A 26,663-nucleotide genomic window follows, 5' to 3' on the forward strand; every position below is an offset into this window, starting at 1 on the left:
GGTTAGATCAGCCCGTTCATCGCGAGTGCGACCCGCGTGCCCTGTGCGACGAGGAGGAGCCCCGCGACGACGAGGACGTACTTGACTGCGGTCTTCTGTGAGCCGCTGATACCCTGATTGATGAGGGCGTTGTAGACGCCGTTGACGCCGTGGAACGTCGCCGTGACGAGGAAGAGCCACATCGTGGCGAAGTAGCTCCACTGCCCCATACGGGCCTGCGTCCCGGCGAAGGTGATGTCGGCGGCGTGGTTGACGAAGTGCAACAGCATGAAGTGAAACGCCAGCACGCCGATGAGGAACACGGCCGTCAACCGCTGGAAGAGCCAGCGGCGGCCACCCCGCTCGAAGGAGGAGTAGTGTTCTGCCATTATGCGAGCGGCCCCCCGAGGAACGTCGGAATGCTTGCGACGACGATAGCGCCGGTCAGGACGAGCGACGCGTAGAAGCTCTTGTCCTGTGCTTCGAGGCCCACACCGAGGTCGACCATCAGCAGGCGGATGCCGTTGAGGATGTGGAACACGGCGACGGCGAGCAGGCCGACCTCGAGGAAGCGAACGACGAGCAGGGCTTCGAGCCCCTGCAGTGTGTTCGTATAGAGTTCGGCGCCACCGAGCGAGGTACTGAGGACGGCGATGTGGGTGAACAGATAGCCCACGAGCACCCAGCCGGTGAACTTGTGGAATATCCAGGCCCACATCCCGGCCGAGAACTCCCGCCACCGTCCGAAGTCCTCGACGGTGCCGCGATTGTAAGACTGACTCATACACTGGGGGGTTAGTCCGGGGACAAATAGTAGTTACTACCGCGTGCGTGTATCGCCGGAATCGCCGAATATCTTCGCTCGTTGACCGGTTTTCGCGGCCCGACTCGGGCGGTCTCGGCGTGGGCGGCCTCGGCGTGTACGCCGCTGGCTCGAACCGACGGGCCCGGTGTCGAGACGGGCGCCGTCACAGGCTCTCGTCCGGGAACTCCCGTGTCCGCTCCAGTGCCCGTCGCGTCCGCTCGTCGAGGTGGACGAGGTGACAGAGCGGGTTGCCGGGATAGACGAGTGGGTTCTCCAGAATACCGACGAGTAGTCCGGTAAACGGCGCCCGGACCGTCGTGTCTTCGGTCTTGAACGGATTCGCGATGGTGCAGATTATGTCGTCTTCGTACACGAGGTCGCCGCGCTGGTGGTGCATGTCGACCAGTCCGCCGGCGTCGGCGCGTATCCACGTCTTCTCGTCGCCGTTCTCGATGACGGTGCGCCACCCCGGCCACTGGACGACTTCCGAGGCGAGCATCCCGAACTCGGCCAGCACGGAGCGGACGCTCTCCAGCGCGGTGTCGATGAGCGGTCGCTGGAACCGGTGTGCTTCGCCCATCTCGATGGTGATTGCGGAGGCACCGACGGCGCTGGCTTCCCGACGGAGCGACCCCGACGGACCCTCCGAGGAGATGATGACGTTCGACGCGAAAGCCTTCGCCACCCGCGCTACCGCCGGGTCGTCCATGTCGGCCCGAACGTGGAGCATGTTGGTTCGGCCACGCGTCGACGTATGAAAGTCCAGTCCGAAGTCACAGGGTTCGAGGAAGTTCCGGAAGATGCGGTCGGCCATCCGCTTGGCGCTCGTCGAGTCGGGGTTCCCCGGGAACGAGCGGTTGAGGTCCCGGTCGTAGATGGGGAGGTACCGCTCCTGTGCGAGAAACGCCGGGACGTTGAGGACTGGCAGACAGACCAGCGTCCCCGCCAGCTGCTCGTGGTTCCACTCGTGTGCGACTTCTCTGACGACTTCGATGCCGTTCAGTTCGTCGCCGTGGGCCGCCGCCGAGAGGAAGCCCGTCGGACCCGGACGCTCGCCGTTCACGATGGTGACCGGAATCCGAACCGGGTCGCCCATGTACGTCTCGCTGACCGTGTACCGGACGTTCTGTGTCTCGCCGGGGTCTACCCGTCCACCGTCGTAGGTGAACGGTTCGGCCTCGTCCATGGGCGTACAAACACGACGGCCGGTAAAAGGGTGTCTGGCGAACGATTGTCACGCCGGCATCGGGAGAGACACACTCGCAGGCCAGCGACCCATCAGGGTTTTGCTGACGCCCTTAGAACGAGGCGGTATGCGTACCGAAGACATCACGGTCGGTGTTCTCAGTCTCCACTCGAGCAAGGAGACGAAGGCGATTCTGAACGCCGCCGAGGAGATGGGCTGTGACACGGAGTGGCTCCGAGAGGAGAACACCACGGTGACGACCGAAGACGGCGAACTGAATCTCTACCCCGACGTCGACGTCATCGCGAACCGACTCTTGCTCTCCAGTGACGAGCATCCGATGGAGGGTGCAGGGCTCGCGCTAACGCTCAACAAGGCGGCGCCGATGTTGAACGAACCGACGCCGGCGATGACCGCACTCCACAAGTTCGCCACCGCTGCGGCCCTCGCGGACGCCGGAATCAGCATCCCCGACGCCGTCCTCGCACTGTCGACCCAGCAACTCAACAAGGAACGCGGCCGGTTCGGCGACCGGGCCGTCTACAAGACGGCTATCGGGACCCACGGCGGCGGGACGTGGATGGTCGAACTCGACGAACCGGTCAACGCACAGGTGGGCGAGCGTCACGCCTTCCTGCAGGAGTTCCTCGAACACGACGGCCAGCGCCACCACGACCTGCGGGTCTACGTCGTCGGCGACCAGATAGTCGGCGCGATGAACCGTTATGCGCCCGAAGGCGAGTGGCGCACGAACGTCGCCCTCGGCGGCGAAGTCGAAGACATGACCGGCGACCTCCCGCAGGAGGTCCGGCAGATGGCACTGGACTCCGTCGAGGCTATCGGCCTCGACTACGCGGGCGTCGACATCGTACAGGGCGAAGACGGCTACTACGTCCTCGAAGTGAACCCGACGGCAGGGTTCCGAGGGCTGTTCAAAGCCTGTGGCATCAGTCCCGCGCCGTACATCGCACAGCGTGCTATCGAGAAGGCCGGCGGCAGCGTCGACGACGCGGAAGTCGAGCGCCTCTCCGACCGACTGGACGACTCCCAACCAACCGCGATGCCGCGCAAACCGACCTCGACGATGCCCGAGAACGTCACCATCGGCTACATCGAGGAAGTCGTCGTCTCGGGAACCCGCGGCCACAAGACCGTCCTCGCGAAATCCGACACCGGCGCCACCCGAACGAGCATCGACGCCGAACTGGCCGCCGAAATCGGGACCGGCCCCATCCTCGACATCGTGAAGATCAAGTCCGGCAGCGTCAAATCCGGCCGTTCGCGACCCGTCGTCGACCTCGTCGTCGGTATCGGCGGCACCCAGCACACCGTCACGGCCAGCGTCGAGGACCGCTCGCACATGGACTACCCGCTGTTGCTCGGGCGGGACATCCTCAAGCACTATCAGGTGAACGTCAACCGTCGGGCGGACGACGAGTACGAATCCGACACCGAGGAAGAGGAGCAGACGCTGGAGTAAGTACACCGTCGGCCGACTACTCTTCTGTGACTTCGGCGACGCTCTCGGCGATGTCCTCCTGTGCCCGCCAGAGGTACAGCGTGGCGTAACTCCGGTACGGCGCCCATCGTTCCGCGTACTCGACCATCTCCGACCGGTCGTATCCCTCGTCGACGACGTTGCCAAACCCCTTCCGGACCCCGAGGTCACCGACCGGGAACACGTCCTCGCGGCCCAGCGAGAACAGGAGTTGCATATTCGCGGTCCAGTCGCCGACTCCGGTGATGGCCGTCAGTTCCTCGCGGACGGCGTCGTCGGTCAGCCCCTCGAAGTAGTCGATGCTGTATCCCTCCTCCTCGAACGCCGCCGCCACCTCGTTGACGTACCGCGTCTTCTGTCGGGAGAGACCGGCGTCGCGCAACACTTCGTCGTCGGCCGTGCGGATACCGGTGGGCGTCACTTCGACGGCGTCGAACAGGCGCTCTCGCGTCGCGGCCGCGGAGGCCATGGACACCTGTTGCCGGAGGATAGAGACGACCAGGCGTTCGAAGAGGTCGCCCGCAGGATCCAGCCTGAGTTCGCCGTGTGCATCGACCAACGGTCCGAGGTCCGGGTCCTCGCGGAGCGTCTCGTGTGGCGAGTCCGTCATCGGCCCACGGTAGTGACTGACGGAGAAAGAACCTGTCTGTCGGCCCTCGGACGGGCAGTCCAGTACCGGGACCGCTACTCGATGTCGATCTGGTGGCCGCCACTGATGGTGTCGGCCCTCCCGATGCGGACCGTCAGGACGCCGTTGTCCATCGAGGCCGAGACGTCCTCCTCGTCGACACTTCCCGGGAGCCGAATCCGACGTGATACCGACCGGTGTGACCGTTCACGACGGACGTAGTCGACGTCCGTCTCCTCGGCCTCGTGGCTGTGGTCGGCCTCGATGGCGAGCGTCTGATCGGTGATGTACACCTCGAGATCGTCCTTGTCGAACCCGGGGAGGTCGGCAGTCACCACGAACGCGTCGTCCTCGTCTACGACGTCGACGCGGGGGGACCCCATCTCCGGCGTCCACGGTTCGAACCCCGCCCCCCACCGCTCGGCGGCCTCCTCGAACTGCCGGCTCATCTGGTCGAACCACGATTCCATGTTGTCGAGTGGTAGCTTCCGCGCCATACGTAGGGGCCTCTCGTGACCGCCGCTTAGTTAGCCAGCCAGTACGGCGAGAAGGGGCGCTGTGTCGGCGGTTCGGGTCGGCGTTCCGGTCGGTAAGCCGGGCTTTGTCCGGCGCGCTCAGACCATCCCCTTACCGAGCAGTTCGCGTGCGATGATGTTCTTCTGAATCTCGGTAGTCCCCTCGTAGATCTGGGTAATCTTCGCGTCGCGGTAGAACCGCTCGACGTCGAAGTCGTCGACGTAGCCCGCGCCGCCGTGAATCTGGACCGCCTCGTCGGCCGTCTCGACGGCGACGCGGGAGGCTTTCTCCTTGGCCATCGACGCCAGTTGGGTGAGTTGGTCGTCGGCGTTGTCGACGCTCCACGCCGATTTGTAGGTCAACTGCCGGGCGGCCTCGATTTCGGTGAACATCTCCGCGAGTTTGTGCTGGATGGCCTGAAACTCGGAGATGGACTGGCCGAACTGCTCGCGCTCCTGTGCGTACTCGAGCGCTCGCTCGGCCGCGCCGCGGGCGATGCCGACCCCCTGTGCGGCGACGCCGGTCCGCGTCTCGTCGAAGAACTGCATTATCTGGAGGAACCCGGCGCCCCGCGTCCCGACGAGGTTCTCCTCGGGCACGCGCACGTCGTGCAAGACGAGTTCGGCCGTGTCCGAGGCACGGATACCCAGTTTGCCAGTTATTTTTTCCGCTTCGAAGCCGTCCCGGTCGGCCTCGACGAGAATCTGTGAGAACCCGTTGTATCGCCCCTCAGCGTCGGGGTCGGTCTGACAGAGGACGACGAAGTAATCACCGACGGTCCCGTTGGTGATCCACATCTTGTTGCCGTCGATGACCCACTCGTCGCCGTCCTTGCGGGCCCGTGTGGATACGGAGGAGACGTCCGAGCCGGTGTCCGGTTCGGAGATGGCCGTCCCCATGATGGCGTCGCCCGCCGCCACCGGTTCCAGATACTCCTCTTTCTGCGCCTCCGTCCCAAAGCCGACGATGGCGTCGGCGCCGAAGGCCGCCGACTGGATAGAGAGGCCGATGCCGGGGTCGGCCGCGAACAGTTCCTCCGCGATGATGGCGTTGGTCAGCGTGTCGTAGCCGACGCCGCCGTACTCCAGCGGGATGTTCGCCCCCGTCAGCCCCATCTCGGCGGCGTTTTCGACCACCTCGTGTGGGAACGTCTCCTCGCGGTCGTACTCCGATGCAACCGGTCTGATCTCGTTCTCGGCGAAGCGCTGGACCTCGTCTCGGATCTGGCGTTGCTCGTCGGACAGTTCGAAGTCCATGTGCGACGTGTTGACGTGACTACGCATTAATGGTTCGTAATCCGAGATAAACTGTAGAGATGTTGTTCACCGAGAGAAACGTTGAAACGTGGGCCGACAGTGGGGATACATGTCATGGATTTCGAGGACATCGAGACGGTGGCAGTGCTCGGCGCGGGCAACATGGGTCACGGTATCGCGGAGGTGGCCGCTCTCGCGGGCTACGAGGTTCGGATGCGCGACATCAAAGAGGAGTTCGTCCAGAACGGCTACGACAACATCGAGTGGTCGCTGAACAAACTCGCCGAGAAAGACCACCTCTCCGATGAGGCGGCCGAGGAAGCGCTCGAACGCGTCACTGCACTGGTCGACGTCGACGCGGCCGTCGGCGACGCCGACGTGGTCATCGAGGCCGTCCCCGAGAAGATGGAGATAAAGAAAGACGTCTACACCGACGTCGAGAAGTACGCCCCAGAAGACGCCATCTTCGCGACGAACACCTCCAGCCTCTCGATTACGGAACTCTCCGAAGTCACCGAGCGTCCCGAGCAGTTCTGCGGGATGCACTTTTTCAACCCGCCGGTGCGGATGCAACTCGTGGAGGTCATCTCCGGGGAACACACGAGCGAAGCGACCCTCGAAACGATCGAGCAACTCGCCGAGGACTTCGATAAAACCCCGGTCCGCGTCCGCAAGGACTCGCCCGGATTCATCGTCAACCGCATCCTCGTCCCCCTGATGAACGAGGCCTGTTGGCTGGTCCACGACGACGTCGCCACTATCGCCGAGGTCGACTCGACGACGAAGTTCGACATGGGCCTCCCGATGGGGTCGTTCGAACTCTCCGATCAGGTTGGCAACGACGTCGGCCTGCACGTCCTCGAATACATGCACGAGGTGCTGGGCGAACCGTACGCCCCGTGTCCACTCTTAGAAGAGAAAGTCGAGAACGAACAGTTGGGCAAGAAGACCGGCGAGGGCTTCTACGACTACGAGGACGGCGGCGTCGACATCCCGACCGACGCCGGCCGCGAAGACGTCGAGCGCCGTCTGCTGGCCGTGATGGCCAACGAGGTCGGCAAACTCGTCGAGAACGACGTCGCGCCCGTCGCCGACGTCGACGAGGCCGTGATGCTCGGCGGTGGCTTCCCCGAAGGCCCGGCGAAACTGGCCGACAAAGCCGGTCTCGACACGCTCGTCGAGACGCTGGAGGAGGTCCACGAGGCCCGCTACGCCGTCTCTGACGGCCTGCGTGAGGCCGCCGAGTCCGGTGGGTTCTACGGGAGCGACGACGAGACGGCCGCCGAGTTCGAGAACATCGCTCTCGAGTATCCGGGCGAGATGGTCGGGCACATCGTACTGGACCGTCCACACCGGATGAACACGGTCAGCCCCGACCTGATGGACGAACTGAGCGAGGCCATCGACCTGCTGGAGGACGACGACGAGGTGCGGTCCATTCTCGTCACGGGGGCTGGCGAGAAGGCGTTCTCCGCCGGGGCCGACGTCCAGTCGATGGCTTCGAACGCGACGCCGCTGGAAGCCGTCGAACTCTCGAAGCAGGGCCAAGAGACGTTCGGCAAACTGGAGCAGTGCTCGATGCCCGTCGTCGCCGGCATCGACGGCTACGCGCTCGGCGGCGGGATGGAACTGGCGACGTGTGCCGACCTCCGGGTCGCCTCTGAACGCTCGGAACTCGGCCAACCAGAACACAACCTCGGTCTGCTGCCCGGATGGGGCGGTACCGTCCGCCTCGCCAACATCGTCGGCGAGGGGCGTGCCAAGGAGATTATCTTCACCGCAGAACGCTACGACGCCGCGGAGATGGCCGACTACGGCTTCGTCAACGAAGTCGTCGAGAACGACGAACTGGACGACCGGGCGTTCGAACTGGCCCGGGACCTCGCGGCCGGGCCGCCGGTCGCCCAGAAGTTCACGAAACGTGCGATGCACGCCGGGCGCGACGACAAAGACGCCGGCCTCGAAGTCGAGTCACAGGCCTTCGGCCACCTCATCGGCACCGAGGACGTAATGGAGGGTATCACGGCGTTCATGGGTGACGGCGACCCCGAGTTCGAAGGGAAGTAAGCCCAGACCACCGCGCTGATCGTTCTGCTTCCGATTCAGGGCTGGGTTCCTGCCCGACCAGCGATGCGGTCCGGACGTACCGTGTGACCGCGCCACAGATAGCCCGTATTTCGATGGGGTTAAATTGGAGCACCCGAAACGCAGGAATGCGCTCGGTTGGTGTAGTCCGGCCAATCATCTTGGCCTTTCGAGCCGAGGACATGGGTTCAAATCCCATACCGAGCACATTCCTGCCGCGAACGAGTTCGGAAGTGGCGACGCTGAGAGATGCGTCGGAGACGGTTCTCATTCCGGCGTAATGGAGGGATACGCGACCGATTCCGGCATTTTTGCTCGTCAAGGTGCCACACGTGACTCCAGTTTAGACGTGGGATAATATCCCGAGAGGGTCAGTGACACGGCCGGGTTAGGATGCCAGTAGCTATTTTTCCGGCGGGCGCCAGCGCTAAACCATGCAAGCAATCGTACTCGCGGCCGGCGAAGGGACACGGATGCGGCCGCTGACCGTGAACACGCCGAAGCCGATGCTCCCGGTCGCCGACCGACCCCTCGTCGCACACACTGCGGACACCGCCATCGAGGCCGGCGCGGACGAACTGATATTCGTCGTCGGGTACGAGGCCGACGCCGTCAGAGAGTACTTCGGCGACTCCTATCGCGGACGCCCGGTCTCGTTTGCCGTCCAAGAGGAGCAACTCGGGACGGCCCACGCCGTCGACGCCGCGAGCGAGTACATAGACGGTCCGTTCGCCGTGTTGAACGGGGACAACCTCTACGACGAGGCGAGTCTCACGGCGCTGTTCGATGCGGCCCCCTCCATCGCCGCGTACCGCGTGCCCGACCCCTCGAACTACGGCGTCCTCTCGACGGACGGCGACCGCGTCACCGGCATCGTCGAGAAACCCGCGGACCCGCCGACGCGACTCGCCAACGCCGGCGCGTACGTCTTCCCCGCCGAAGCGCGCAACTGGCTCGACGTCCCGCTCAGCGACCGCGGCGAGCACGAGATCACCGACGTGCTGGCCCGGGTCATCGAGGAGCGGTCGGTCACGGCCGTCGAGGTGGACCGGTGGCTCGACGTGGGCCGCCCGTGGGAACTGCTCGAAGCCAACGAGTGGAAACTCGGCCAGATGACCCGCCGCGTCGACGGCGAGGTTCGCGGCGACGCCGACTTGCGCGGGGCCGTCGTCGTCGAAGAGGGCGCCGTCGTCGAACCCGGCGTCACCATCGAGGGGCCGGTTCTCGTCCGCGCTGGCGCCGAGGTCGGCCCGAACGCCTACGTTCGCGGCGCGACGGTGCTGGGAGAGGACACGCACGTGGGTCACGGCGTCGAAGTCAAGAACAGCGTCGTCATGGCCGATTCGGCGGTCCCGCACGTCTCCTACCTCGGTGATAGCGTCCTCGGTACCGACGTGAACCTCGGTGCGGGGACGCAGGTAGCGAACCTCCGCCACGACGGCGGCGACGTGAAGATAACCGTCAAGGGCGACCGCGTCTCGACCGGGCGGCGGAAGTTCGGCATCGTCGCCGGCGACGGCGTCCACACGGGCATCAATACCAGCCTCAACGCCGGCGTCGTCCTCTCGGCCGGTGCGACGACGGCCCCGGGTGAGAGTGTCACGCGCGACCGCTGACGCACACCGAGAGCGCGCGCCGATTATGTGGGATTAAGTAGGGTGAAAACGACCCTCAGGTAAGATGGTCGACCCGACTTCAGATCACCACGAGGACATCGACGAGGCGGATGCACCGAACTGTGAGGTATGTGGCGCGGCGATTGCGAACGAAGTGACCCATCGCGTCATCACATGGATAGAGGACGACAGCGTCCAGACCGCACACTTCTGTGACGACGAGTGTCGACAACAGTGGGACGGTGCGTAGATAACTTCGATCCCAACTAGCGCCTACAGAAGGCCTTTTGTGCGGTGGCTCGTTCTGGCGAGCAGATGACATATGTGCCGACGAGGTAGTGTGGTCGCCCGCGTCGCCTTCCTGGCGATACTCCTCTCCGCGACGGTCGCTGTCGGACACTCCTACGTGACTACGACGGGTGTCGCCGACGCAACGGAGACCGCACAGACCGACTCGAACAGCCCCGCCCACGTCTCGACAGTATCGACGACCGGCCAGACGCTCGACGTCGAGTCGCGTTTCGAGTCGGCGAGCGAGCGACCGACGCGCGGTGAGAACTGGTCGACGCCGCGCGTCACCGAGGCCGTCGCGACGCTCGACCGGAACGTCACCGTCGTCGCGACACAGGGGTTTTACGTCAGTGACGAACGGGCCGAACTGGCCGCGTTCCTCGCCAACGGAACCGTCGTGTACTACGACGACCGCTACCGCGTCTACTTCGACGTCGACCCGGTCGAAGCGGAACGCTACACCGTCGAGTACGTCGCCGCCGAGCACCTGACGGGCGACGCCTGCGGCCCGGTCGGTGGCGAGCCCTGCACCCGCAACGTCGTCACGCGGGTCAACCTCACGACCGGGGAGGAAGAGCAGGTCTACAGCGAGGTGACAGAGCGCGTCTACTCCGCCCGCTGGCACGACGTCGACCGCATCAACGAGACGCACCTCCTCGTGGCCGACATCGTCGACGACGGCGTCTACGCCGTCGATACGCGAGACGGAAGCGTCGCGTGGCGCTGGAACGCGTCCGCCCACTACGACAGGGAGCAAGGTGGCTCCGAGGGCGACTGGACGCACATCAACGACGTGGAGGCCCTCGCGGACGGGAGCGTCGTGGTCAGTCCCCGGAACATGGACGAAGTCGTCTTCCTCGAACCCGGCCCCGACGGGTGGGCGGTCAACGAGAGTCGGACGCTCGGGACGGACGAGAACCACGATGTCCTCTACGAACAGCACAATCCCGATTACATTCCTGCCGACCGCGGCGGCCCGGCGGTCCTCGTCGCCGACTCGGAGAACGGCCGCATCGTCGAGTACGAACGCACGGCCGAGGGGTGGAACCGGACTTGGAAGTGGCGTGACGTCCGCCTCCAGTGGCCCCGCGACGCCGACCGACTCCCCGATGGGAACACGCTCGTCGTCGACTCCCACGGCGACCGGGTCGCCGAAGTGGGCGTAAACGACACCGTCGTCTGGAGCGCCGACGTCGGGATGCCCTACGACGTCGAGCGACTGGGCACCGGCGACGAGAGTTCGGGCGGCCCCGCCGCGCCGTATCGTGCCGTCGTGAGCGACCGGCCCGGCGACGCCGCCAGCGTCGTCGCGAACGTCACGAACGCGTCTGGCGTCGGTTCGGGGTCGGAACCCCGTCGGTCGCTCGCCGACCGGTTCTGGCTCGGCCTCAAGACGCTCGTCCCGAGTCTCCTCGCGAACGGTGCGCTGTACGTCGCCCCCTCGTGGGTCCGGTTCAGCGACCTCGCGTTCGCGACCACGGCCCTCTCTACGGGCGTCGTCTGGAGCGCCTCGGAGTTCTACTGGTCGCGGTACTCGCTGGCGGGACTCGCACGACGAGCGACAGCCGTGGGTCGCCGTGCCTTCGCGGCTATCCGTCGTCGGTAGTCTCCGTCGGTGGCTCGTCGTCGTACGCCCGCTCGATGGCCTGCTGGCCACCGAGGCCGGCCGCCACCGTTCGGGTGAGGACATCGAAGACAGTAACCACCGGGTACAGGAGGAGTTCGACGTATCGTAGCGGACGCACGACCCGGAGTGCGAACGACTGCGCGTGGCCGAGCCCGTAGGACTTCGGGACTATCTCGCCGGCGACGAGGACGACGCTGGTGGCGACGACTGTCGTGACGACCACGGCGGTCCCCGACTGGAATCGGTCGACGAACAGCGCCGTCAGCAGACTCGAGAGGGCGATGTTGACGACGTTGTTTCCGACGAGAATCGTCACGAGCAGTCGGTGTGGGTCGGCCAGTAGGTCTTCGACGGCCGCCGCACGCGGGTCCGTAGCCGCCGCTTCGGCGACCCACTCCCGCGAGAGCGAGAACAGCGCGGTCTCGCTACTGGAGAAGAAGGCACTACACCCGAGCAGCGCGACGACGATTCCGAGCGTCGGGAGGAGATGTGTGGACATACGCGTCCTCGCACCCCCGACGGCAAAGAACCGGCGCACTGCTGGCCGAGACGAGAGTCGAAGAATGCTCCGTCAGGGATTTGAACCCTAGTCATCACCGTGAGAGGGTGATATGATTGGCCGGACTACACCAACGGAGCGTACATTGAATCGGAGGGTGGTGGAACGTATAATGATTGCGTTTCGGGAGCGCCCTGTGTGGGTTTCTCACTCCTCGTCGAACGGCGAACCGGCGGCGTCTGGCTCCTGTCCGGAGAGGCTGATGATGTTCTCGCGGCCGACTCGGAGTTTGCTGATGTCGCCGTCCTCCTCCATGTCCGAGAGGAGCATACTGACCTTGGATTTCGACCAGTCGGTCGTATCGACGATGTCGACTTGCTTCATCCGGCCCCCGTTCTCTTCGAGGAGGTTGATCACGCGGTCGCTGTCGCTCAGCAACTCCTCGTCGGAGACTGCGGGTTCGGGAGCGGGTTGCTCGCGTTCCTCCGTGGAGGGGTCTGGGTCGGCGGGCGATTCGGCAGCCGTCCCCCCGCTGTCGTCGTCGCCCAGTGCGGCCGTCGCGGCCCCGGAGCGCCACGCAGCGGCGGCCACGGCACCGAGCGCGACGACTATCGCGACGACGACCAGTGGCCACATCCCGTTCTCGGAACTGGGTCCGACGGTCGTCGTCGCGTCGGTCTGGGCCGTCGGGTCGCCGTCGAAGACGGCGGACCGCTGTCCGAGTTCGACGTACGGACGGCGGTCACCGAAAGACCGCTCTCCCACCCAACTGACGCTCTCGCTGCGGGCCAGCGAGTCGGGTTGACTCCGTGCATCCGGCGTCGGACGGACCTGTGCGAACGCCAGCGACGGCCCGCGTTCGAAGACGAGCGACTGGCTCTGGGCGATGTAGAACCCGCCTTCGAACACGTCGCCGACGACGACGCGGCCATCGGAGACGTTGGCGAAGTTCGTCCACAGGAACGCCATGCGGACGGTGCCAGTGCTCTGAACCGGATTCGCCGCCGCCGAGCGGCGGAAGTTCCGGGCGTCCATCTGGCGTCCAGTCTCGTTGGCCCCGTACTGTGTGAGCAGGCCGGCCTGCTCGACGAAGTTGACGTACAACGCCGTCTCGTTCCGCTCGAAGTTCCGAGCGAAGTCCTCGAAGCGCTGTTCCTCCGTCTCGTTGGTCAGCGGCGTCTGGTGTTCGATGGCCCACGTCGCAGAGCCGTTCTCGTAGACGGTGACCCGGAACGTGGTCTCTTCGAACCCGTCGGGCGTCTGGACGAGTGTGGACGGCTGCGACCCGAGTGCGGGGCCAGCGGCGAGGCTGGTAGTCAGCAGGAGAGTGACGACGACGGCGACCGCGCGAGACATCTACGTCGTATGACCCGAGGACAGCATAAAAGCGCTATGAATAGCGGTGCTATCGCTTCGTCGGACCGACGGCGTCTGCGAGTTTTTCGACTGGATGTGGGGGTTCCTCGCCGGCCGGCCGCTCACCTATCTGTGTCCGACAGGACGCGCCGGGCGCGACGACTTCCTCCCCGTCGCTGTCGGCTATCTGGTCGTAGAGGATACCAGCGATAGCCTTACTCATCGAGTAGTGTTCGGCCTCGTAGCCGAAACTGCCGGCCATGCCACAACAGCTAGAGTCCAACGGGTCGACGGCGTAGCCGGCACGCCGGAGGACGCCGACCGCGTGGTGGTCTTTCTTCGTCGCCTTCTGGTGGCAGTGACCGTGGTAGGTCAGCGACGCCGACGAGTCTGTCCAGTCGACGTTCGCGTCCAGCGCGAACCGGTCGAGGTACTCACAGACGCCGAAGGCGTTGGTCGCCACCGTCTTCGCCCCGTCGTGGTCGTGGCCCAGCAGATCCAGATAGTCCGACTGGAACATCACGGCGTCAGACGGTTCCACGGCGACGACGTCCCAGCCCTCCGCTACCTTCGGTTCGAGGGCCTCGACGTTGGTCGCTGCCCGGTCGCTGGCGGCGTCGACGAACCCCTTCGAGTAGGGCGCCCGTCCGGAGTCGGTAACGTCCTCTGGAACCTGTACGTGGACGTTGGCGGCTTCCAGCACCTCGACGGCGGCCTGCAGGACTTCGGGGTGGCTGTAGTTGTTGTAGGTGTCGGGAAACAGCAGTGCCGTCCGTTCGGCGTCCCGTTCGGGCACCTGCGGTCCGCGGTCGGCCCACCAGTCCTCGAAGGACTCCCGTTCGAACGTCGGTAAGTCGCGTTCGCGGGCAATGCCGAGCAGTTTCTCCCCGAGATAGTCGCTCCCCGGAAGCTTCTGTGCCCAGTTCGAGACGGGTGCGAGCGCGCTCCCGACCTTGCTCACCGTCTCGATGTTCGCGAACACCCTCTCGCGCAGACTCGCGCCGTGTTTCTGGTGGTGGGCGTGTTCGACCTCCGTCTTGAGTTTCGCCATATCCACCTCGCTCGGACAGTCCTTGGCACACCCCTTACAGCCGATACAGAGGTCCATCACCTCGGAGACGAACTCGTCGTCCGTGGGGTCGTCGGGCAGGTCGCCGCTCATCGCCTGCCGGAGCATGTTCGCACGGCCACGCGTGGCGGTTATCTCCTCGTCGGCCGCCCGGTAGGTCGGACACATCACGCCGCCGGTGGTCTCCTGCGGGCCGCGACAGCCGCCACAGCCGTGACACAGTTCGACCATCCCCTGCATCCCGTTCTCGTTGTCCCACGAGAGTTGGGGGTCGAAGTCGAACTCGAACTCGTACTCCGGCGAGAACCGCAGGTTCTCCGTCATGTCGACGGTGCGGGCCCGGGGCGGGGCTTCGCCCGCCTCTATGGCCGCCTCGTCGACGCCGACGACCTGTCCCGGGTTCAACAACCAGTTCGGGTCGAACGAGCGCTTGAGGTCCTGAAAGACCGCCCAGACGTCGTCGCCGTACAACTTGTGGTTCCACTGCGTGCGTGCTCGCCCGTCGCCGTGCTCGCCGGAAACCGACCCGCCGTACGCCGTTATGAGGTCCGTCGCACCGTCGGCGATGGCTTCCATCTGCTCGACGCCCTCCAGCGTCTTCGTGTCGACGAGCGGTCGGATGTGGAGACATCCCGGTCCAGCGTGGGCGTAGAAGGAAGCGAACGTCCCCTCCCGTTCGAGAAGGTCCTGAAAGTCCGCGACGTACTCCGGGAGGTTCTCCGGGGGCACGGCCGTGTCTTCGATGAAACTGATGTGTTTCGCGTCGCTGGTCCGCCCCAGCAGGATGGGGAGGCCGGACTTCCTGAGTTTCCAGAACCGTGCCCGCTCGGCTTCCTCGTGGGCCTCGCGGCCGTGGAAGGCCCGAATCGGCTCGGCGGTCAGTTCCTCGGCGTTCTCCTGCGGGACGGCCTCTGTCGAGAGGTCACCGACGCGGTCGGTGAGGAGGTCCGCCACTTTCTGCTTGCCCTGTGGGTCGTTCTCGGCGTAGAACTCCACGAGGAGGACGGCAGCCGTCCCCTCGGGGAGTATCTCGTCGACGAGGTCACCGAACTCCTCGGTCCCTGCGGCGAGGTCTAGCAACACGTCGTCTAAGACTTCGAGTGCCGCCGGGTCGTGTTCGAGGATGGGCGAGACGTCCTCCATCGCCGAGATGAGGTCGTCGTAGGCCAGCAGCGCGAGCGACTTGGTCTCGGGGATGGGTTCCAGCGAGACGGTCGCCTCGGTCACGATACCGAGCGTCCCTTCGCTCCCCGCGAGCAGTCGAGCGAGGTTGACCGTCCCGGCCTCGCCGTACTCACCCTCGGCCTCGGCGACCAACCGGTCTAAGTTGTAGCCGGAGACGTTCCGCTTTAGGTCCGGGAAGGCGGCGTCGACGTCGTCCCGATCCTCGTCGAGTATGCGGACGACGGCGGCGTGAATACGGGCTTCGAGGTCGCCGTCCGTGTCGGCGTTCTCGCGAAGCGTCTCGACCTCGACGTCGCCGAACGTCGTCACCGTCCCGTCGGCGAGGACCACTTCGCACTCCTCGACGTAGTGGTCCGTCTTGCCGTACTGCAGCGAGTGGGCCCCGGTCGAGTTGTTACCGATGGCGCCGCCGAGCGCCGACTTCTCGCCCCACGCGGGGTCGGGCGCGAACTTCAGGTCGTGGGGCGCGAGTTCGGCGTTCAGGTCACCGAGTGTCGTCCCGACCTGCGCGGTGGCGCGGGCAGCGTCCGGGTCGACGGAGCGTAGTGCGTCCATGTGACGAGTGAAGTCGAGGACGACGGCCTCGTTGACCGACTGGCCGGCGAGACTGGTTCCGCCGCCCCGCGGCAGGACGGGTATCTCCCGCCGTGCGCAGTAGTCCATCACGGCGGCGACGTCTGCCGTCGACTCGGGGTAGACGACGCCGACCGGCGTCACTTCGTACGCGCTCGCGTCCGTCGCATAGAGTTGCCGCGAGTACTCGTCGAACCGGACGTCGCCGTCGACCCGGTCGACGATGTCGGCGACTAGCCCGGGCCGATCCACGGTGTCGGTCCGGTAGTCGTAGTCCGCCCGCGCGTCGGCGGCCGGGTCCTCGCTCGGTCCCTGTTTTGTAGCATCCATAGTCGGACGTTCGAGCGGTTCGACGTTAACCTGACGCACGAAGGCATTCTGAGCGCGTCTTCCCAATTCATCGGCGAAAACCACCGGAGCGTTATTTACGCTCCAGTGTCCAACCATTGCTAACCAATGGGTATCGCTGAGACCGTCTCGGATGGCCGACGACTGGCGATAGAGCGGCCGGACGCCGGCGCAGTCGCCGCCGTCCTCCTCTACCTCGTCGCAGACCTCACGACGAAACTGCTCGGAACGACGGTGTACGCCCTCGGATTCAGGGTCATGGGCGGGTCGCTGACCGTCGGGTCGCTGGCATCGATGGCGGTAGACGGCCTCCTCGTTGGCCTCGCCGTCGGACTGGCCGGTATCGGCCTTTCGATGACCTACAGCATCCTCGACTTCGCCAACTTCGCCCACGGCGATACGGTCACTGTCGGCGCGTTCCTCGGCTGGGTCGCCGCGTACGTCACGGCGAATCTGGCCGTCAGCGCACCACTGACCGACCTGTTCCTGTTCAACGGCGGCGCGCAACTGAGTGCGTCCGCGTCGTGGGCGCTCGTCCTGTTCGGCCTCGTCGTCGCCGCCCTCGGAACCGTCGCCGTCGTCCTCGTCGTCGACCGTCTCGTCTATCGGCCCATGCGTGACTCGGGGAGCATCTCCCTGCTCATCGCCTCTATCGGTGTGGCACTGGCACTCCGCTATCTCATCGCCTTCGTCTTCAGCACCCAGACCAGCGGCGTCGCCACCAGCGGCGCCCGCCTCCAACTGTTTGCGGGCGTCGCTATCACCGACAACGAGATCGCGCTGCTGGTCGTCTCCGTCGTCCTGATGCTCGGGGTTCACCTCCTGCTCCAGCGGACGAAACTCGGGAAGGCGATGCGGGCGATGGCCGACAACGAAGACCTCGCTCGCGTCACCGGTATCCCGACCGAACGCGTCGTCCGTCTCACGTGGGTGCTGGGCGGTGCGCTGGCCGGGACGAGCGGCTACCTCCTCGTCTTAGAGAGTGGCACCATCTCGTTTAACTTCGGCTGGATTCTCCTCTTGCTCATCTTCGCGGCCGTCATCGTCGGCGGCATCGGCTCTATCTACGGGGCGATGGCTGGGGGCGTTCTCATCGGCCTCGTCGACAGTCTGGCGCTCATCTGGCTCCCGTCGGGACTGACGCGGGCCGCCGCCTTCGCCGTCCTCATCGTCGTCTTGCTCCTGCGCCCGTCCGGTATCTTCGGGGGGGTAAGTACGGCATGACGGGCTTCGAAGACGTACGGGACCGACTGGAGGAACTGCCGGACGCCGCGCTCGTCGTTTCCTTCCTCGTCGGTATCTGGCTGCTACTGACCGCGCTCGCGTTCAGCGTCGGCGGCGCGCAGTCGGCCAACCTCGCCGCCGGGTTCGTCGGTAGCGTGACGGTGCTGGTCGGGGCGTATGCCATCCTCACCCTCGCGCTGAACCTCCAGTGGGGGTACACCGGGCTGTTCAACATCGGCATCGCGGGGTTCATGGCCGTCGGCGCGTACACGACGGCCATCCTCACGGCGCCGGTCGACCCCGGGGCGGGCGGCGTCCCGGGGTTCGGGCTGCCGCTGTGGGTCGGCCTGCTGGGCGGGATGGTGATGGCCGCAATCGTTGGGGCCATCGCCGCCCTCCCCGCGCTGCGACTTCGCGCGGACTACCTCGCCATCGTCACCGTCGCGCTCTCGGAGATAATCCGCCTGTTCGTCAACTGGGGCGGCGTCGCCGAGGTGCAGGTGTTCGGGAAGCGATTCGGCACGGGCGGCGCGACGGGTATCTCGTTCGAGTCACCCGACGAAATCGTCGCGACGCTCGTCAACGGTCCCGGCCAACCGCTCGTTACGGCCGCCGAGAGCGTCGGCATCTCCGGACCGAACGTCGTCAACATGGCGTACGGCCTGAGTCTGCTGGGTATCGCCGCCGGGAGCTACTGGGTGCTCAGTCGCCTCGTCAACTCCCCGTTCGGCCGCGTGCTGAAGGCCATCCGCGAGGACGAGACGGTCACGCAGTCACTCGGCAAGGACACCCGCCTGTTCAAGATCAAGGCGTTCATGATCGGCTGTGCGCTGATGGGGCTGGCCGGCGCGCTGTTCCGCGGTAGCGCGGGGTACATCAGTCCCGCGCAGTTCCGGCCCGTCATCACCTTCTACGTCTTCGCGGCGCTCATCATCGGTGGCTCCGGGTCCAACACCGGGAGTATCCTCGGTGCCGCGACGTTCTCGGCCCTGCTGTTTTACCTCCCGGCGCGGTTAGGCGAGTACGTCCCGACGTTCGGACAGAGCGCCCCGGGCAACGTCTTCGAGGCCGTCGCCGCCCTCGGGTCGCTGGACCCGACGCCGCTCGTCGCCTACACGGTTAGCAACGTCAGCACGCTCCGGTTCGTCCTCATCGGAGTGGTCCTCGTGTACATCATCCAGAATCAGCCGGCGGGACTGCTGGGCCACCGCAACGAACCGGCGACGAGCGTGGACCTGACACGCCCGCACGCCGCCGACGGAGGTGAGGCCGATGAGTGACGCCGAACCCGTCGGCACGGAACGGACGCCCGAGAGCGAGGTGCCGACGACGAGCGACGCCATCGACTCCCCGCTTCTGGAAGTACAGGGGCTCAGGAAGGAGTTCGGCGGCGTCACGGCCGTCGACGGGACCTCGTTCAAAGTCGGAACGGGCGCGCTCACCGGGCTCATCGGTCCGAACGGCGCGGGGAAGTCGACGACGTTCAACTGCATCACCGGCATCCACGAACCCACCGGCGGGACGGTCAGGTTCGACGGCCACGACGTGACCGGGCTGGCGCCCTACACGCTCGCGAAGCGGGGCCTCGTCCGGACGTTCCAGATAGCCCGCGAACTCTCCGAGATGACGGTGCTAGAGAACGTGATGCTCGCCCCGCCCGCCCAGATGGGGGAGTCGGCGCTTCGGTCGGTCCTGCCGGGCCTGCGCGAACAGGTCCAGCGAGACGAGGCCGACGTGGTCGAGGAGGCATGGGAGACGCTGGAGTTCTTCGAGATCGACCACCTCGCACACGAGAACGCCGGCAACCTCTCGGGCGGCCAGCGCAAACTGCTGGAGATGGCGCGTGTCCTGATGACCGACCCAGAGATGGTGCTGTTGGACGAACCGCTGGCCGGCGTCAACCCGACACTAGAAGAGAAACTGCTGGACAGAATCGACGAACTGCGGCAGGACGGGCTGACCTTCCTGCTGGTCGAACACGACATGGACGTCATCATGAACCACTGCGAACACATCATCGTCATGCATCAGGGACGGGTGCTGGCCGAGGGGGACGCCGACACGATTCAGTCGGACGAGCGCGTTCTCGAAGCGTATCTGGGAGGTGACGTATGAACCAGCAGGCCCAGCGGTCCGCCGACGCAACGCTGCCGGACCCCGCCGAGAGCCTGCTCGCGGTGCGCGATCTAGACGCCGGCTACGGCGACCTGCAGGTGCTAGACGGCGTCGACATGGACGTCGCCGACGGCGAGTACGTCGTCATCGTCGGCCCGAACGGTGCGGGGAAGTCGACGGTGATGAAGTCCGTCTTCGGTCTGACGACGTACATGGGTGGGACCGTCGTCTTCGACGGCGAGGACATCAGCAAGCGCCGCCCCGACGAGATTATCCACGAAGGCATCGGCTACGTCCCGCAGAACGACAACGTGTTCGGGTCGCTCACGGTTCGCGAGAACCTAGAGATGGGCGCGTACATCCTCGACGAAGTCCCCGAGGACCAGATTCGGACGATATACGACCGGTTCCCCATCTTAGAGGAGCGCTCGACACAGAAGGCCGGGACGCTCTCGGGCGGCCAGCAACAGATGCTAGCGATGGGCCGGGCGCTGATGCTCGACCCGGACCTGCTCTTGCTGGACGAACCGTCGGCGGGGCTGGCACCGGACCTCGTCGCGGAGATGTTCGACCGCATCGACGGCATCAACGACGACGGCACCGCCGTCCTGATGGTCGAACAGAACGCGAAAGAGGCCCTCCGACGATGTGACCGTGGCTACGTCCTCGTACAGGGCCAGAACCGCTATCAGGACGATGGCGACGTCCTGCTCGCGGACCAGCAGGTCCGACAGGACTTCCTCGGCGGCTAAAGCGTCGAACGATCGGGGGGCTACTGGTTCAGCGCGCTGTTTATCTGGGAGGTGTAGGACGACTGCTGGGACTCGAAACCCACCTGCTGGACGACGCTCCCGCCCTGCTCTTCGAACGCGGTGACGAAGGCCTGCTGGAGCGCCTGCCCGTAGCTGTTGTTCAGATACAGCGTCGAGGCCGTCGACGCGCCGAGTTCCTCGGTCGCCAACTGCGCGAGCACCTGCCCCTGCAGGGCGTCGCTCGGCGGGGTCCGGAACACGAAGTCGTCGTCTTCGAGTGTGGTGATGGCCGGGGAAGTGGACGCGGGCGAACACCCGACGACCTGATTGTCCACGAGGACGTTGTTCGCTACCTGAATCGTCGCTTCGGACGAGGCCGCGCCGGTGATGGAGGGGTAGCCGGCGCTGACGAGCGAGTTCGCCGCGTTGACCGCGGCCTGTGCCGTCGACTGGGTGTCACCGACCTGCGTCTCGATGCGCTGGTCGATTTGGTCTCGGAGCTGAATCGCCGGGAGGAGCGCGGCGTCTCGAATCGGCTTGCCGAGCGGGCCGAGGTCGCCTGTCTCAGGCTGGAGGACGCCGAGCCGGACCGTCCGGTCGGCGCCGCTACCGCTCCCGGCGGGTTCCGGTTGCGCGAGGTCTGCGTTCCCGCCGAAGTCGATGGTCTGCTGGGTCTCGACGCCGCTCTGGGTAAACCCGAACACCTGATACTGCGCGGAAGTGATGTCCCCTGCGTCGTCGAAGTTGACGTTGCTGGAGGCCCCCTCGTACTGAATGTTCTCGCCGGCGGCCGCCGCGGCCGCCGCTTCGGGTAGTTCAGACGGCGTGTACGTCGTCCCGCCCGGGTTGGCGACGACGCGCATGTGGTCTCGAATCGCGGTCCCGTCGTTCTCGCCAGCCAGCAGGTTCGCCAGAATCTGGACCGCCGACGCGTCGTAGGCCTGCGAGGTGAACACGCCGGCCTCGTCGTAGTCGAACTCCTCGGTGAACAGGTTCGTGAAGGTGTCCACGCCCGGACCGGCGGCGGACGGTGCCGATCCGAGGACGTTTGACATGTCGTTGCCAACGTCACCCGGGAGGCTGCCGTCTTGTAGGCCGTCTGTTACGAGGATGTCGACGGTGTCGTCGCCGTAGTCCGAGTAGTAGTCCTTGAACAACTGGACGCCACTCTGCGGGTACCCCACGACCATCAGGACGTCGGGCGTGTCCGCACCGCCGCCGCCATCACCGGTGGTCTCGCCGTCGCCGCCACCGTCACCGTCGCCGCCATCACCGCCGTCACCGCCACCGTCGCTCGGTTCTGTCGAACACCCTGCCAGTCCGACCAGACTCAGGGTACTGAGCGCACCGGTGCGCTTGAGGAATGTTCGTCGACTGCTATCACGACTCATACCTATCGTTCATTGAACCTACTAGTAGAAATATGTTGTCCGTGGTGGGACGCTGTACGACGGCGTGACACGGAGAAACGGTGTGACGGTTCTATCGAGTACCAGACCTATCAGGGCGCGAGTCGGTTCTTCCGGTTTTTCATCTCACGTTCGTAGTGGTCGAAGGTAATCGGACACCACTCGCCCGCGATGTCGAGCAGTTCCTCGGTCATCTCGCGAATCTCCCACTGTGCGTCGGCGGCGGCCCGCATGTCGGCGACGTGCATCAACATCCGGGCGTTCATCGACATCACGATGTTGACCTTCGTCCCGATCGGGAGGACGAACCGAGCGTCTTCGGGCGGCATTCCGAGATCGAGCAGTTCCTGATACGACTCGACGGCGTCCTCGATGGTGTCGCGGAAGATCTCCGCGCGCTTCTCGACGTCCGCCTCGTCGACCGCCCCTTGCTTCTGGTTGCGACCCACCCACTCGGGGTCCGTCGCCGACGGCGGGATGACCACCATCTCGCCCTCGCGCACGTCGGCCGGGTCCACGTCGTCGAAAGAGACGTACCGCATCGACTGGACGTCGAAAGAGACGTGGCGATGGCGCGTAATTTGGGCCATACAGGACCGGGAGACGCCCTCGATGGCGAACGTAATCTGTGGGTGTTCGAACGGACCGAAGTGGCCGTGGTCCAGCAGGTGGCCGATGAGGGTCTCCTTTTTCGCTTCGAGCGTGTCGCCGTCGACTGTCTCCATCGTCGCTTCGAGGGACTGCCCGCCGACGAACGCTCCGCTGTAGTCGTTGCGAGCGGCTTTACAGACGAGGTCCTCGGGGTCCTCGGTGGCTTCCAGCAGCGTGACTTCCATACCGGGTGGGAACACCGGAGCGTGAAAATACTTCCTCCCCACCGCCACCGCACGAACCGGGACCCGCCGCGTCGGTTCGCGAGCGTCCTCAGATTCGCTTCCAGTCCGTCGGTTCGCCGGAGAAACCGAGGACGCGCGATTCGCGCCCGCCACCGTCCGCGTCGCGGACCTCGATGAGTCCGTCGAACGCCTGCTTGATGACCTGAATCGTCTGCTGGTCGTGCGCCCCGGAGTCGATGGTGAACACGCCGATGTAGTCCGCCGCGTCGAGACGGGACGAGAGGACGTGACAGAACTTGAAGACGGTCTTTTTGTCGGTGTACGTGAGCATCGTCGACAGGGAGACGAGCGCGAGACGCCCGCGGTCGCGGCCTGAGTTGTGCAGCCCTTCGAGCGTCTTGGTGATGCCGATACCGATACCCGTCAGGTCGCCCGGCGAGGACACCTGATGGACGTAGGCACCGTCGACCGAGCTGTTGTCTGACCCGCCTTCGCGGCGACAGTCGACGACGCCGAGTTGGGACTCTTCGAGTTCCGGCACTCTCTCGCGGAACTCTGCGACGACGTCTGTCGCGTCGTCGCCCGTCGTCACGACGACGGTGCCGTCCCCGTCGCGAGCACCGTCGGCCAAGATATCGTAGGCCAGCCGTTGTTTCCCGGTCATCGCGGGGCCAGAGATGAGGATACTGGACCCGGGACGGACCTCGGACAGAGCGTCGAAATCGAGTACAGATGAGAGGTCGTACATATCTTCCATCACCTCAGTTCTCTTCGCCATTGCTCAGTCCACGCAGTGTCGCGATGAAGTCGTCATCGTCTTCGATGCCGCCGAGCGTATCGGAGAGTCCCTCCCGCATCTCTGCCACCTGCTCTTTGAGGTCGGCGTACTCCTCGCTGTCGGCGAGTTCCGCGTTCGACTTCGTCGCTTCCAGTGTCGCCCGTTTCTCGACCAATGCGTAGTAGTCCTGCAGTAACGAGTCGTACTCGGACCGTTCTAAGAGGTTCGATACCGTGTCGTGGAGCTGCTCGCTCCGAATCGGCTTCGAGAGGTACGCGTCGAATCCCATCTCGAGGATGTCGAAGTCCGGTTCGACGGCCGTCACCATCGCTACGCGACATCCCAACTCGCGCTCGCGGATTCGGCTGAGGACTTCGTCTCCGGAGAGCCCGGGCATCATCCGGTCTAAGAGGACGACGTCGACTGTATCGTCCAACAGTTCGAGCCCCTCGTCCCCGTTTTGGGCCATCCGGACCTCGTAATCACCTTCCAGCCACAGTTTGTACGTCTCTGCGACGTCCGGTTCGTCTTCGACGATGAGTACGACAGGCGGGTCCGATTCGGACATACTTTACTTACTATCCCCGTCTTTAGTACCCACCTACATAGCCCTGTGGGTGCGGGCGCGAGCGGGCGTGTCGTACCGGCAATCGACGGTCTATTTCGCCACAGAGCGACACCGACATTGCCGGCCATCGACAACGAGGGGGCATGATACGGAACCTGGCTCGCGGCGCCCAGTCGTTTACCAGCAACACCTTCCTCGTTACGGGAGACCGGACCGTACTCGTGGACGTCGGCAACGAGTTCGACGTCGTCTCGAACGTCACCGACCACGCGGACGAACTCGACGCCGTCGTCCTGACCCACACCCACTACGACCACGTCGGCAACCTCGACGACGTGGTCTCGGCCTACGACGTCGACGTCTGGGGGTTCGACACGAATCAGGAGGGCGTCACCCGCGCCGTCGCCGACGGCGAGACGGTGACGCTGGGCGACCACGACTACCGGGCGCTCCACACGCCGGGGCACAAGAACGACCACCTCTGCTTCTACTCGCGGGCCGCCAGCGTCCTCTTTGCGGGCGACCTCGTCTTCGCCAACGGGAGTTTCGGCCGGACAGACCTCGAAGAGGGGGACCGAGCGTTGCTCGTCGAGAGCATCGACCGCGTCCTCGACGTCGTCGACGAGGACCTCGGTGAGATGCACACGGGCCACGGCCCCAGCGTCACGGACACCCCCTATCACGACGTCGAACTGGCGTGGCAGGCCGCGCGGTTCTGATACTGGTGGCTGTAAGTTCGTAACGATATTCGCCACCCCGGGGTGGCGAATTACTTCAGTTTGTTACAGCCACCAGTATGAGTCTCGACCAAACCTCTTTGTCCGGACGGCGCGTCGATTCGCACATGACGCTTCCGATAGACCCATCGGCGCTCGACGCAGCGGACATCGGTGAGAAACGAGCCACGCTGGAGATGGACCACGAGGAAGCCATCGAACACGTCCGCGAGGTGTTCACCGAGGCAGGGTTCGGCATCCCCACCGAGTTCTCCCCGTCGGCGTTGCTCAACGAGAAGGTCGACGCCGACCGGGACCCGTACTACGTCCTCGGGGCCTGTAACCCGAACATGGCCGACCGGGCGCTCGACGCCTCCGAGAACCGCATCGGCGCGCTCTTTCCCTGTAACGTCGTCGTCTGGCAGGAGGAACCGGGCGTCCAGACTGTGTACCACATCAGCATCATGCGCGCCGCTCGACTCCTCGGGATGGCCCCCGACGACGAGGTGATGGCCGACATCGTCGCCGACACCGGCGAACTCGTCGACGAGGCGGTCGGCAACCTCGACAGCGTCGAGTGAGACAGCGGTTCAGTCGAACGCCGTCGCCAGCAGTGCGTCGTAGGCGTGGTCGTAGGCGTCGGCGACGGCCTCGGGGTCGGCCCGCGTCTCGGTGTCGAGGGCCGGCAATCTGACCGCGCCCGTCCGGTCGATGAGGTCGACCACGTTGCCGACCCGTTCCTCTAACTGTCCGTCACCGGGGCTCCCGGTGGCGATCTCACAGGCTTTCGCGTAGCGACGCCCGTCGTAGAAGCGGGCCCGGCCGGGTTCGACGACGGCGACGGCGTCCGGTTCGAACCCGTCTAACGGTCGGGCCACGTCGCCGTAGGACTCGACGACGGCGCGGTCGGCGTCGGCGATGTCCTCGGCGATTGCTCCCAGCGCCTCGGCGTGCATCACGCTCATGAGGTCGTTGAAGTCAGGCAGCGAGGTGACACGCGGCGCGTCGGCGACGGGGAGCGAGTCGGTGACCGACTGCGGCAGGTCGACGGTGCCGTTGACCACGAACTCGCCAGCGCCGTCACGGCCGCCGACGCGGTCCACGACGAACTGCCGGCGGTCGCTCCCGAGGATCCCAGTTCCCGCGCCCGGCGAGGGGTGCCAGAGCCGATGAATCGGGTTTATCGCCTCGGGCCGCACGTCGCCCGGCGAGGCGTCGGCCAGTCGCCTGGCGTCCTTGCCGAACAACCGGCCCTGTTCGGTCGCATAGCGGAAGTCGTCGTGGTCGAACCAGTAGTTGTTGCCGGCCCGCGGCTTGAACCCGCGAGCGCCGGTGTGGGCCAGCAACCCGACGGAGAACGTCGTCTTCCCGGCGTCGACGCGGTCGGCACCGGCCACGAGGAGGTTCATCTGTCGTCGAGACCGTAGAGGCCGACCACGTCTTCGGCGTCGGGTTCGGCGAACACCAGACTGTCCTGATTGTAGATCATCCACGGGATGGCCCAGTCGATGAAGACCGACTCGTTGAAGTCGCTCAACTCGGCGTCGACGGGCAGTCCTTGCAGGAGACGGGCCAGTTCCGGAATCGTGTACAGCAGGTCCGAGTCGAGGATGTCTGCCGGTTCGTGCAACTCGAAGGAGCGAACGTCGTCGAATTCGGCCTTGTCGGCTGGCATAGCCGCGGCTACGCCGAGGGAGTGGGTAAATCCCTCGGACCGGAGAGAGCCGCCGCTACGGGGAGGCGCTCGA

Annotated in this window: 26 protein-coding genes and 2 tRNA genes; 12 read left to right on the plus strand and 16 right to left on the minus strand. The window is 65.4% G+C overall.

Annotated elements, in window-relative coordinates; translation table 11 throughout:
• Positions 1-2 precede the first annotated feature (2 nt).
• From IEY28_RS04835 to IEY28_RS04845, 3 genes are all read right to left on the minus strand, one after another.
• Positions 3-368, minus strand: a complete 366-nt coding sequence (locus IEY28_RS04835) for a succinate dehydrogenase hydrophobic membrane anchor subunit (protein WP_188995050.1) — start codon at positions 366-368, stop codon at positions 3-5.
• A complete protein-coding gene (sdhC, locus tag IEY28_RS04840) occupies positions 368-763 on the minus strand; it encodes a succinate dehydrogenase, cytochrome b556 subunit (RefSeq protein WP_188995052.1) in 396 nt (131 codons plus the stop codon). Before sdhC ends, IEY28_RS04835 begins: the two co-directional genes overlap by 1 nt.
• 184 nt (positions 764-947) lie before the next feature.
• Entirely contained in the window at positions 948-1,970 is a 1,023-nt protein-coding gene (locus tag IEY28_RS04845; RefSeq protein ID WP_188995054.1) for a succinylglutamate desuccinylase/aspartoacylase family protein, read from the minus strand.
• Between the two features lie 127 nt (positions 1,971-2,097).
• Between IEY28_RS04845 and IEY28_RS04850 the strand changes: the two genes are divergently transcribed.
• Entirely contained in the window at positions 2,098-3,450 is a 1,353-nt protein-coding gene (locus IEY28_RS04850; RefSeq protein ID WP_188995056.1) for a RimK family alpha-L-glutamate ligase, read from the plus strand.
• Between the two features lie 16 nt (positions 3,451-3,466).
• Here the strand turns inward: IEY28_RS04850 and IEY28_RS04855 are convergent, their stop codons facing one another.
• The 3 genes from IEY28_RS04855 to IEY28_RS04865 all read right to left on the minus strand — a co-directional run bounded on the left by IEY28_RS04855 (position 3,467) and on the right by IEY28_RS04865 (position 5,868).
• A complete protein-coding gene (locus IEY28_RS04855; RefSeq protein WP_188995058.1) occupies positions 3,467-4,078 on the minus strand; it encodes a DNA-3-methyladenine glycosylase family protein in 612 nt (203 codons plus the stop codon).
• Between the two features lie 74 nt (positions 4,079-4,152).
• Positions 4,153-4,593: an Hsp20/alpha crystallin family protein gene (locus IEY28_RS04860; RefSeq protein WP_188995060.1), complete on the minus strand. Its 441-nt coding sequence runs from the start codon at positions 4,591-4,593 to the stop codon at positions 4,153-4,155.
• 117 nt (positions 4,594-4,710) lie between these two features.
• The gene (locus tag IEY28_RS04865) at positions 4,711-5,868 is read right to left on the minus strand and encodes an acyl-CoA dehydrogenase family protein (protein ID WP_188995062.1); all 1,158 of its coding nucleotides are present in this window, start codon (positions 5,866-5,868) and stop codon (positions 4,711-4,713) included.
• Between the two features lie 114 nt (positions 5,869-5,982).
• Here IEY28_RS04865 and IEY28_RS04870 point away from each other — a divergent pair, with 114 nt between their 5' ends.
• From IEY28_RS04870 to IEY28_RS04890, 5 genes are all read left to right on the plus strand, one after another.
• A complete protein-coding gene (locus IEY28_RS04870; RefSeq protein WP_188995064.1) occupies positions 5,983-7,935 on the plus strand; it encodes a 3-hydroxyacyl-CoA dehydrogenase/enoyl-CoA hydratase family protein in 1,953 nt (650 codons plus the stop codon).
• Positions 7,936-8,085: 150 nt separating this feature from the next.
• A tRNA-Glu gene (locus tag IEY28_RS04875) sits at positions 8,086-8,160 on the plus strand.
• A 227-nt stretch (positions 8,161-8,387) separates the two neighbouring features.
• Positions 8,388-9,569 (plus strand): bifunctional sugar-1-phosphate nucleotidylyltransferase/acetyltransferase, encoded by a 1,182-nt coding sequence (gene glmU / locus IEY28_RS04880; RefSeq protein WP_188995066.1) that lies wholly within the window; start codon positions 8,388-8,390, stop codon positions 9,567-9,569.
• Between the two features lie 64 nt (positions 9,570-9,633).
• Positions 9,634-9,819, plus strand: coding sequence for a DUF7576 family protein (locus IEY28_RS04885; RefSeq protein WP_166970145.1), 186 nt, complete (start codon positions 9,634-9,636; stop codon positions 9,817-9,819).
• 90 nt (positions 9,820-9,909) lie between these two features.
• Entirely contained in the window at positions 9,910-11,466 is a 1,557-nt protein-coding gene (locus tag IEY28_RS04890) for an aryl-sulfate sulfotransferase (protein WP_229783075.1), read from the plus strand.
• Here the strand turns inward: IEY28_RS04890 and IEY28_RS04895 are convergent.
• From IEY28_RS04895 to IEY28_RS04910, 4 genes are all read right to left on the minus strand, one after another.
• Positions 11,450-11,986 (minus strand): DUF21 domain-containing protein, encoded by a 537-nt coding sequence (locus IEY28_RS04895; RefSeq protein ID WP_188995069.1) that lies wholly within the window; start codon positions 11,984-11,986, stop codon positions 11,450-11,452. The genes IEY28_RS04890 and IEY28_RS04895 overlap by 17 nt on opposite strands.
• A gap of 65 nt (positions 11,987-12,051) precedes the next feature.
• Positions 12,052-12,126, minus strand: a tRNA-Glu gene (locus IEY28_RS04900).
• Positions 12,127-12,193: 67 nt separating this feature from the next.
• Positions 12,194-13,342: a helix-turn-helix transcriptional regulator gene (locus IEY28_RS04905; RefSeq protein ID WP_188995071.1), complete on the minus strand. Its 1,149-nt coding sequence runs from the start codon at positions 13,340-13,342 to the stop codon at positions 12,194-12,196.
• A 49-nt stretch (positions 13,343-13,391) separates the two neighbouring features.
• Positions 13,392-16,499 carry an FAD-binding and (Fe-S)-binding domain-containing protein gene (locus IEY28_RS04910; protein ID WP_188995073.1) on the minus strand — a complete coding sequence of 1,036 codons (3,108 nt, stop codon included), beginning with the start codon at positions 16,497-16,499 and terminating at the stop codon, positions 13,392-13,394.
• Between the two features lie 126 nt (positions 16,500-16,625).
• Between IEY28_RS04910 and IEY28_RS04915 the strand changes: the two genes are divergently transcribed.
• From IEY28_RS04915 to IEY28_RS04930, 4 genes are read left to right on the plus strand one after another with little or no spacing between them, the layout of a single operon-like run.
• Positions 16,626-17,741: a branched-chain amino acid ABC transporter permease gene (locus IEY28_RS04915; protein ID WP_188995075.1), complete on the plus strand. Its 1,116-nt coding sequence runs from the start codon at positions 16,626-16,628 to the stop codon at positions 17,739-17,741.
• Positions 17,738-19,021 carry a branched-chain amino acid ABC transporter permease gene (locus IEY28_RS04920; RefSeq protein ID WP_188995077.1) on the plus strand — a complete coding sequence of 428 codons (1,284 nt, stop codon included), beginning with the start codon at positions 17,738-17,740 and terminating at the stop codon, positions 19,019-19,021. The genes IEY28_RS04915 and IEY28_RS04920 overlap by 4 nt, the downstream gene beginning before the upstream one ends.
• Entirely contained in the window at positions 19,014-19,856 is an 843-nt protein-coding gene (locus IEY28_RS04925; RefSeq protein ID WP_188995079.1) for an ABC transporter ATP-binding protein, read from the plus strand. Before IEY28_RS04920 ends, IEY28_RS04925 begins: the two co-directional genes overlap by 8 nt.
• Positions 19,853-20,608 (plus strand): ABC transporter ATP-binding protein, encoded by a 756-nt coding sequence (locus tag IEY28_RS04930; protein ID WP_188995081.1) that lies wholly within the window; start codon positions 19,853-19,855, stop codon positions 20,606-20,608. The genes IEY28_RS04925 and IEY28_RS04930 overlap by 4 nt, the downstream gene beginning before the upstream one ends.
• Before the next feature lie 20 nt (positions 20,609-20,628).
• On the opposite strand, the gene IEY28_RS04935 is transcribed toward IEY28_RS04930, so the two are convergent.
• From IEY28_RS04935 to IEY28_RS04950, 4 genes are all read right to left on the minus strand, one after another.
• Positions 20,629-21,999, minus strand: a complete 1,371-nt coding sequence (locus IEY28_RS04935; protein ID WP_188995083.1) for an ABC transporter substrate-binding protein — start codon at positions 21,997-21,999, stop codon at positions 20,629-20,631.
• A gap of 110 nt (positions 22,000-22,109) precedes the next feature.
• Positions 22,110-22,853, minus strand: coding sequence for an FAD-dependent thymidylate synthase (gene thyX / locus IEY28_RS04940; RefSeq protein ID WP_188995085.1), 744 nt, complete (start codon positions 22,851-22,853; stop codon positions 22,110-22,112).
• A gap of 88 nt (positions 22,854-22,941) precedes the next feature.
• Entirely contained in the window at positions 22,942-23,631 is a 690-nt protein-coding gene (locus IEY28_RS04945; RefSeq protein WP_420842321.1) for an RAD55 family ATPase, read from the minus strand.
• Complete coding sequence (locus IEY28_RS04950; protein WP_188995087.1) at positions 23,615-24,199, minus strand: response regulator transcription factor; 585 nt, start codon at positions 24,197-24,199, stop codon at positions 23,615-23,617. The genes IEY28_RS04945 and IEY28_RS04950 overlap by 17 nt, the downstream gene beginning before the upstream one ends.
• Positions 24,200-24,342: 143 nt before the next feature.
• Here IEY28_RS04950 and IEY28_RS04955 point away from each other — a divergent pair, with 143 nt between their 5' ends.
• Both IEY28_RS04955 and IEY28_RS04960 read left to right on the plus strand, forming a co-directional pair.
• Positions 24,343-24,918, plus strand: a complete 576-nt coding sequence (locus IEY28_RS04955) for an MBL fold metallo-hydrolase (protein ID WP_188995089.1) — start codon at positions 24,343-24,345, stop codon at positions 24,916-24,918.
• Positions 24,919-25,043: 125 nt separating this feature from the next.
• Positions 25,044-25,496 carry a DUF302 domain-containing protein gene (locus tag IEY28_RS04960; RefSeq protein ID WP_188995091.1) on the plus strand — a complete coding sequence of 151 codons (453 nt, stop codon included), beginning with the start codon at positions 25,044-25,046 and terminating at the stop codon, positions 25,494-25,496.
• Positions 25,497-25,505: 9 nt separating this feature from the next.
• Here IEY28_RS04960 and IEY28_RS04965 read toward each other — a convergent pair whose 3' ends face one another.
• Positions 25,506-26,324 carry an ATPase gene (locus IEY28_RS04965; RefSeq protein WP_188995093.1) on the minus strand — a complete coding sequence of 273 codons (819 nt, stop codon included), beginning with the start codon at positions 26,322-26,324 and terminating at the stop codon, positions 25,506-25,508.
• A complete protein-coding gene (locus tag IEY28_RS04970) occupies positions 26,321-26,590 on the minus strand; it encodes a DUF5827 family protein (RefSeq protein ID WP_188995095.1) in 270 nt (89 codons plus the stop codon). Before IEY28_RS04970 ends, IEY28_RS04965 begins: the two co-directional genes overlap by 4 nt.
• Positions 26,591-26,663: the final 73 nt, after the last annotated feature.

Origin of the sequence: Haloarcula pellucida (assembly GCF_014647235.1) — an archaeon.
Taxonomy (GTDB): Archaea; Halobacteriota; Halobacteria; order Halobacteriales; family Haloarculaceae; genus Haloarcula; species Haloarcula pellucida.